The sequence below is a fragment of the Chamaesiphon sp. VAR_69_metabat_338 genome (assembly GCF_031423935.1).
GTDB lineage: Bacteria > Cyanobacteriota > Cyanobacteriia > Cyanobacteriales > Chamaesiphonaceae > Chamaesiphon.
In genome coordinates, this window is the sequence record NZ_JANPGM010000472.1 from 1 (window position 1) to 3,594 (window position 3,594).

The 3,594-nt window shown below is 47.6% G+C and carries 4 protein-coding genes; 2 read left to right on the forward strand and 2 right to left on the reverse strand.

The window, feature by feature from the left end; genetic code table 11:
* Positions 1–214: response regulator (locus tag RMO84_RS13090; RefSeq protein ID WP_310488895.1), on the reverse strand; the 214-nt coding region annotated here is incomplete at its 3' end.
* A 30-nt stretch (positions 215–244) separates the two neighbouring features.
* Positions 245–1,420: a response regulator gene (locus tag RMO84_RS13095; protein WP_310488896.1), complete on the reverse strand. Its 1,176-nt coding sequence runs from the start codon at positions 1,418–1,420 to the stop codon at positions 245–247.
* A gap of 451 nt (positions 1,421–1,871) precedes the next feature.
* Here RMO84_RS13095 and RMO84_RS13100 point away from each other — a divergent pair, with 451 nt between their 5' ends.
* Together RMO84_RS13100 and RMO84_RS13105 are read left to right on the forward strand one after the other, a co-directional pair.
* A complete protein-coding gene (locus RMO84_RS13100; RefSeq protein WP_310488897.1) occupies positions 1,872–2,072 on the forward strand; it encodes an NblA/ycf18 family protein in 201 nt (66 codons plus the stop codon).
* Positions 2,073–2,305: 233 nt separating this feature from the next.
* The gene (locus tag RMO84_RS13105) at positions 2,306–3,433 is read left to right on the forward strand and encodes a geranylgeranyl reductase family protein (protein ID WP_310488898.1); all 1,128 of its coding nucleotides are present in this window, start codon (positions 2,306–2,308) and stop codon (positions 3,431–3,433) included.
* Positions 3,434–3,594: the final 161 nt, after the last annotated feature.

The window sequence follows — 3,594 nt, forward strand, 5'->3', positions numbered from 1 at the left end:
CTGTCTGAGACTTGATCGTCCGACAGATCTCAAACCCACTGCGCCCGGGGAGCACCACATCTAAAAAAACAATATCTGGTTTGTTAGAACTTAGATAAGTGAGGGCTTCTTCGCCATTCATCGCCGAGATTACCCGCCAACCTAAGTTTTCTAAGTAACTAGTTAAAATCATCAAATCGGTCTGGACATCCTCGACAATCAACGCTGTAGACATTTTAGTTATCATCTATATAAACCTAAATATTTAGAGGGACTTGGCTAATGTAGGATTTAAATACTTTTGAGCAATTTCTAACACCAGTTCTGATTGGACTGGCTTGGTTAAAAAATCAGTCGCTCCGACCACCTTGGCACGGACGCGATCGATCACCCCATCATTACCTGTCAAAATTACAATCGGTGTGTGCTGAAACGCCCCGATTTTGCGCAGCCGACTACAAATCTCATAACCATTGGCATTGGGCATGACCAGATCGAGAAAAATTAATTCTGGCTTTTTGGCAACGACGATGGGAATGGCTTTGAGCGAATCCATCACGCTGATAAATTGATAACCCTCTTGCTGAAAAATTTGCTCTAGGCGATCGCACACAAACGGACTGTCATCGATACAGACGATCAAAGCCGATCTAAATCCCGGCGGATGTTTGCTCTGGGCGATCGGACTGTTGAAATCGGGTAAATCGACGAGCGCGAGCGTTCCGGTATCGATGTGCGATCGAAAAGATTGGCCGATGGCTGCTGGTGATTTGCGAGCCTTAGCGGCAATTTCTCGAATCGTCTGTTGACCGTCTAACACAAATTGCAGTGCTTGATAGGCTGCTGGCGAAACTATCTGCTGAAACTCAGCGATTCTAATAATTTTGATACTGCGATCGGGTGACATCCCCACCAATCCCGCCTGCTGCCATTGCTGTTGCTGTTGGATCGCCAGCTCCAAGGCTCGATCGAGATCGATTAAGGTGAGCTGCGGACTCAGTTGCGCTTGTGCGACTTGTTGGAAAGTGACCGCTTCAGCTTGGACGATATCAAACATCACCTCGACAATCGTCTTTTGGATGTGTTCGATCAGTGCCGTCCGTTTCACTCGGCCCTGTTTGGCCCAGTTAACCAACAGGTAATATTCCCAGCAGCTATCGATCTCGGCTGTCGTCAAGCCAGAAATATTGGTAAGTGCCTCAATGCGGTCGGACAGAGACTCTGTCGCGCTGACATCGACACCAGCGATCGTCGAATTCCTGACCCATCGGCGAATGGAATGATTGCCGCCAGTTGCATAGAGAATGCGACCGAGGTACGTATACAAGCACCACTGGGATCCCGCAGCACTTGTAAGTAAAATTTGCCCACTGAAGTGTTGGTGCTTGATCTCACTCAACTGAGTCGCCAAGCGATCGAGCGTTAAGTATTCAGCAACCATTTGATTTTTCCGTTGTCAACAGGTGTCATGCGGGATTGAAGTTAAGACTAATCAGATCGATTCCGTATTGTTAGTGTGCCCACTGCCAGCAGATTTTGCTCAAGATCGCGGTAAATTTGTAAGTTGTAATTTCGCTAGTGCTACTGGCTCGGTCGGGCAAGCCGCTTTATTTTTAATATTTGTCAAGGTATCTTGACAAATCCTCACTTTTGTTCGTGTCGAGCATTCTCGATCGGATCTATTTGCTAAAACTGAAGCTAAGTCCCATAGAAGTCGCGCATGACGCTAATTTATATCTAAGGGTATACCTCAAATCTACAAATTGACAGACCGGCAACCTTGTCAAACGAATGTTATACTTCTTAACATATCCGGACAACAGTTCAGATCTCCAGCTCATAACTGTCCCCTGTGGGACGATTTTGCTCAACAATCAACGTAGGAGTAATCTATGTCTACATCAGTCGATCTATCCCTCGAACAACAGTTCAACATCCGCTCGTTCGAGCATCAAGTCAAAGATATGAGTCACAGCCAAGCCCAAGAATTCTTGGTCGATCTGTACAGACAAATGGTGCTCCGAGAAAATAGTTACAAAAGCCTGCTCAAACACCAGTGGGGTATGGAAGAACCAAACCAACAGGCTGCTTGAGCGATCGGTGTATTGCGATCGCAACTCGTTAAAATCGGTCGTAAGCAAATTTAATGTCGCAGACTCGCGACCTCCCTCTCTGTCTAGACATCGATAAGGTGGGGACTGGGGCGCACACTGTTCGACATTCCGCTCGATCGCAACATCTCTGGTTTGAAGGCGGTTGATAGCTGTACAATGGTCGAGATTATGGCTAATGCTAGCCGAGATCGACATCTCCCAAAAGCTATCTTATGTTTGATTGCATTATTGTCGGTGCTGGCCCTGCTGGAGGCAGTGCAGCTTACCATCTCGCCAAGCGCGGTAGATCGGTATTAATTTTAGAAAAAGATGCTCTCCCTCGGTATAAGCCATGCGGCGGTGGCGTCTCGCCGGCGATCGCGCAGTGGTTTGATTTTGATTTTAGTCCCGCAATTTCCTGTCGTGTCAATACCTTGCGGTACACGTTTAATTTAGAAGATCCAGTCGATGTCACTCTCGAAAACCAAGAGCCGATCTGGATGGTCAAACGCGATGTATTCGACCATTTTCTCGTTCAAAAAGCCCAAGCTCAGGGTGCCGAATTGCGGGATAGTACCGAAGTTAAAAGTATCGAATTTAAAGTCGATCGTTGGCAAGTCACCACCGCTAATGGTAGCGTCGAGGGCAAGTATCTGATCGCCGCCGATGGTGCCAAAGGCAACATGGCGAAATGGTTGGGATTCAAAGACCGCAAACGTCGGCTCGCAGGTGCATTAGAAGTCGATGCGCCCAGTGAAAACGTCGTCAATGCGATTAACTTTGAATTTGGCTTAGTTAAAAACGGCTATATTTGGAACTTCCCCAAAGCCGATGGTTATTCGATCGGGATTGGTACATTTCGCGGTGGCGAAGCCCAAGATTTCAAAAAGATTCTTGAGGTCTATGGCAAAGGTGCTTTCGGGATCGATATCAACAATTTCAAACAGTACGGGCATCCCCTGTGTCTGTGGGATGGCGACCAAAAACTCCATACCCAAAATGCCCTCCTCGCTGGCGAAGCCGCCTGTGTCGTCGATCCGATGACTGCCGAAGGCATTCGCCCCTCGATCTTCTCTGGTGTCAAAGCCGCCGAAGCAATTCACTCGGCTCTGGGCGGTACTAGCAATGCCCTCGAAAAATACACGGAAGTGATGACAACGGAATGGGGCGCGGATATGAAATGGGCGCAACGCCTTGCTGGTGCTTTTTATCAGTTCCCCAAAGTCAGCTACAAAGCGGCAATCAAACGTCCTTCTGCTAGTCTGACGATGGCTAAAATCATGGCTGGCGAGCGCAGTTATTCCGAGATGGCAGGTAAAGCAATCAAGAAACTCAGCGGTAGTCTATTTGGCGGTAAATAACCGATCGATCCAAAATAACCAAGCTAAAATGTAGTAGGGGCAATTTATGAATTAGCGTTGACAATTCAACGTATGATTTGCCCTCACCCCGCCAGATCCTTCGGATCTGGCGGGGTGAGGGCAAAGTTTATGCTTCATATACCAATTCAGCAACGTCTATG